General features: G+C 44.1%; 2 protein-coding genes and 2 pseudogenes. 1 reads left to right on the top strand and 3 read right to left on the bottom strand.

What is annotated here, in order from left to right:
- Window positions 1-118 (top strand): annotated as a pseudogene (locus BCT81_RS10870) (type 1 glutamine amidotransferase domain-containing protein); the annotation flags it as partial.
- A 154-nt stretch (window positions 119-272) separates the two neighbouring features.
- Here the strand turns inward: BCT81_RS10870 and BCT81_RS10865 are convergent.
- From BCT81_RS10865 to BCT81_RS10855, 3 genes and pseudogenes are all read right to left on the bottom strand, one after another.
- Window positions 273-1,508: a cysteine desulfurase-like protein gene (locus BCT81_RS10865; RefSeq protein WP_102424227.1), complete on the bottom strand. Its 1,236-nt coding sequence runs from the start codon at window positions 1,506-1,508 to the stop codon at window positions 273-275.
- On the bottom strand, window positions 1,492-2,148 hold the full coding sequence (locus BCT81_RS10860) for a 2OG-Fe dioxygenase family protein (protein ID WP_102424225.1): 657 nt from the start codon (window positions 2,146-2,148) through the stop codon (window positions 1,492-1,494). Before BCT81_RS10860 ends, BCT81_RS10865 begins: the two co-directional genes overlap by 17 nt.
- A gap of 764 nt (window positions 2,149-2,912) precedes the next feature.
- Window positions 2,913-3,900, bottom strand: a pseudogene (locus BCT81_RS10855) (ISL3 family transposase); the annotation flags it as partial.

Genomic DNA, 3,900 nt, shown 5'->3' with positions numbered 1-3,900 from the left:
TTTCAACAAGGTTCAGCCTTGGCAAGAGCTTGTGATTGTTGATGAGCGAGTGATTACCGGTCAAAACCCGACAAGCGCACACGCTGTAGGTGTCGCGATTGTTGAGCACCTTTCTTAATCGAGCAATGGCTTGATGGAGCTATAACTTAATGGGTCTATAGCTTGTCCAACTCACTGACGCGAGCCCCCTAAATAAGGCTAAAAAAAAGAGCATACTTCAGACTCAATATTCTTGAGAGAAATATGCTCTTTTCTAATTCTGCAACCCGCTTTTAGTTATTTCTAACAATGCCCTCGAGCACGTTGAACAGTAGGTCAATTTCTTCAATCGAGTTGTAATGCATACAACCAATACGCACTACCCCCTGCTCTTCGATACCCAACTGCTTCACCAAACCTAATGCGTAGAAGTGTCCGTTCCACACACAGATATTATGCTCGCCCAGCTTCTTCGCAATGAACTCTGGAGAGTGGTTATCAAAGGTGATAGCGAATGTTGGCGTCCTTAGGTTCGAATCAAACTCTGTCTTACCGTAGAGTTTAGCGCCTTCTAGATCGCCCAAGCGTTTTAGGAAATACTCACTCAACTGGCTTTCATGCTTATTGTAAAGCGCGTAGCTTTGCTCTAAGCGAGAACGTAATGAGTCGGTTGGCTCACCAAATTGTGCCAAGTAATCCACCGCAGCAATCACGCCCGCGAGGCCTTCAAAGCTCTGTGTTCCTGTTTCAAAACGACCAGGCCCGATGTTAGTGGCTGGCTCAACCTTATATGGTTTTAACGTATGTAGCCATTGAGGCGCCACGTAAGCAATACCAACATGAGGGCCAAAAAACTTGTAAGCCGAACACGCTAAGAAATCACAGTTCAGTTGTTGAACATCGATCAAGTGATGAGGAGCGTAGTGAACCGCGTCAACATAAACCTGAGCGCCGTATTGGTGTGCAAGCTCGATGACTTTCTCCACATCAACAATTGAGCCAGTGGTATTTGAAGCAAACGTCACGGCAACCAGTTTGGTTTTCTCGTTCAGTAACGACTCAAAGTGTGCCATATCTAGGCTGCAATCCGACTCGTCAACACGAACTTGACGAACAATCGCACCTTTATCGTCTGCTGCTTGTTGCCAGCTCGATACATTCGAGTAGTGATCTAGTGCGGTAACAATCACCTCATCGCCAGCCTGCCAATCGCGGCTGATCGCTCGGCTAAGCTGAAATGTCAGCGAAGTCATGTTGGCACCAAACACAACATTGCCAGAAGATTCAGCATTCAGTAACGCTTGCACCGACTCTCGCGCTTGCTGCATCAAGCCTGTCGTCTTCTGGCTCGAAAAGTAGTGACCGCCCAAGTTGGAATTAAAGTGACCAAGGTATTCTGTCATCGACGCAAGAACATTTTCAGGAACCTGAGAGCCACCCGGGCCATCAAAAAAGGTAACCGGCTTACCGTCATGGTATTGGCCTAACGCACTGAACTGCTGACGTACATCATTAAGAGTGAAGGACATTGCGCGCATCCTTAGCCGTTAGCACAAACAAATCCATGTAGCCCATCTCATCGTGGTCTATGGTGCGAATTGGTTGTGCGTTGTGCCACAGCTTACTGTCTGCAAGCATTGTAACATCACCATTTTCAAGAACTTTTCTAAAGAACGGCGCTTCATGAGAATCTTGGTACAGCATGATTTCGCCACCAACAATGTTGTGACGGTTCACGCCAACTAGGGCAATGTGGTCGAAGCCATCTTGGTGCACGCCTTCTGGCGCAACCTGTGTCTCTTCATAAATGGCAGCGATACGAATTTGGTGGATTTCGATTTCTTGTCCATCTTCAAGCCCGTTAGTTTCAATAAACAGTTCACACATCTCTTGCATGCCTTCGCTGCTAAGAATTGGTGCTTCAATTGGCTCGAATTGACGAACAACATCACCTTGGAAGTGGTTGATGTCTTCAGACTGGACGAAGTCATGTTTGTCTAGCTCAACGACTTGTCCATTACTGAATTCAACCACAGAGTACCTTCTCAATCGGTACTGTCCGTCTGCGTGCTCTGTGCTAGGTAGCTTAGAGAAAGAAGGTGACAGCTCCTTAACCGCGTGGTTACTGAGATGGGTAATATGTAGGGTGTTTTCGTGAGCGTGTAACATCATCGACTCCTTAATGATTGTTAATTTACTTTCGACATTTAACGTTTTGTTTACATAAAAGGATACTTGAAGATCTTGCCAAATCAACAATAAACAATCATTTATCCCGTCAGAATAAATAATTCAGATTGTAAAACCAAGTTTAAAATAAAAAGCAGTGCATAACACCAGAACAAAAGATAACCAACTCTTAAAACTAGCACACTTCACTAGCTAGTTATAAACACCTATAAAATCAAATTTAACGATATTATTAACTAGCGCGCTGTGTTTATTATTTTGTCAGCAATTACCTACTAATACGTCAGCCGGAGCATCTAGGCTCATCCCACTACTTCGACATACTTTATTTGTATGTTTTTGCACATCGAAATACGACCAACCTATCAGTTGCCAAGCTATTGATTATTTACACAACAAGCTGGAATTGGTTAATTTATGAGTAAGCCAGAATCCACACGTCTTTGCTTGCGCGTCTGGAACAGGTCGAGTTCGGGGGGAACTCGGCCGCCCCAAATGGTTTGATTCTTTTAAGGGAGTAAGTTGGTTGTTCTTTTAGTCTGGAAAGTGTTTGAAGTGGAATATTTCGGTTGAGAATGTGGAAATCCACTATGACCATGGATTTAGCTCCGAGAGAATCGGCACATGTTTACAAACGAGATGTGCTCTTCCTTAACATATTTATGCCCGGAAACAATTCAGAGCAAAAGCTGTTGCGTACTTCGAACCGAATAATTTCCCCTATTAAAAGGGCTCTTCTCCGCTTACGTGAGCTTGATATTTGGGTAAAAGATAGAATAGGTGTCTGGAACCGACGTTTGTCTGATCTTTGAGTTGAAATGTTCGATATCTTTTACTCCTCAAGCTCTTCGCCTGAGCAAACCAATAGAGACATTTTCAGCCTCTACTCGAGCGTTAGTTAATTTGTATTTCGCGTAGTTAAAGATACCAACCTTCCTTTCTAGAAGTGCATCAGCAATGTTACTTAATGGGAGAATTCGAGTCGATTTCGCAAGACGACTCCAAGCTTCGAGTTCAGCCACCATTGTCTTGTAACAAGGCTCGTCCCAAATCGCTTGTAGCTGCTCTTTCAGCATATTAATGATGTATAGGGTCTTATTGCTTTCGAGTAAATCGTCGAGCCTGTTGGATTGTTTATCATTCAACTTGATCGCATTTTTCAGTAAGAGAAAGAACGTGCCTTTGAGCATTGTCTTCTCCTCGTGGGAGCAGTTCTTAAACGCTTTTGCTCTCGCTTTTTTCATAAACATGCAGTAGTTCTTCATCACATGAAATCGGTCGAAGGCGACATCTGCGTTGGGCAACATTTTCCTAACAGCTGATTGATAAGCTTACCCCATATCCATTGAAACTGCCTTAATCCCCTCTCTAGTTGTTACTGATAACCGCTTAGGGAAGAGATGAGTACTTTGGCTTTTCAAGCATGCTCTACCCAAATGAGGTGGCCAGAAACTAGGTCATATAGTCATGCCTCTTCGCTCGTGCTACCTCATCAACACCAATATGCATTAGGTTGGTCAATTTCTCAGACTCCAAGGAAGGTAAGCTCGCTCGCAAGTACTCCCTATCGATATTCTGGGCGGTTTCCCAGCGAATACCTAAATGTTGAGAAACAGCATGGATACTCATATGGCGGCATAAACCGCTTATGAGCTTGCAAAATCGGGCCGTGTAACGACTTCCTTTGGCAACATATTCAGTAGGTTCAATCAACCTTCTACCGATTTGGTC

Source organism: Vibrio sp. 10N.261.52.A1, from assembly GCF_002876325.1.
Taxonomy (GTDB): Bacteria; Pseudomonadota; Gammaproteobacteria; order Enterobacterales; family Vibrionaceae; genus Vibrio; species Vibrio chagasii.
The sequence above is the reverse complement of the archived record's forward strand: the minus strand, read 5'-3'. Positions and strand labels throughout refer to the sequence as shown.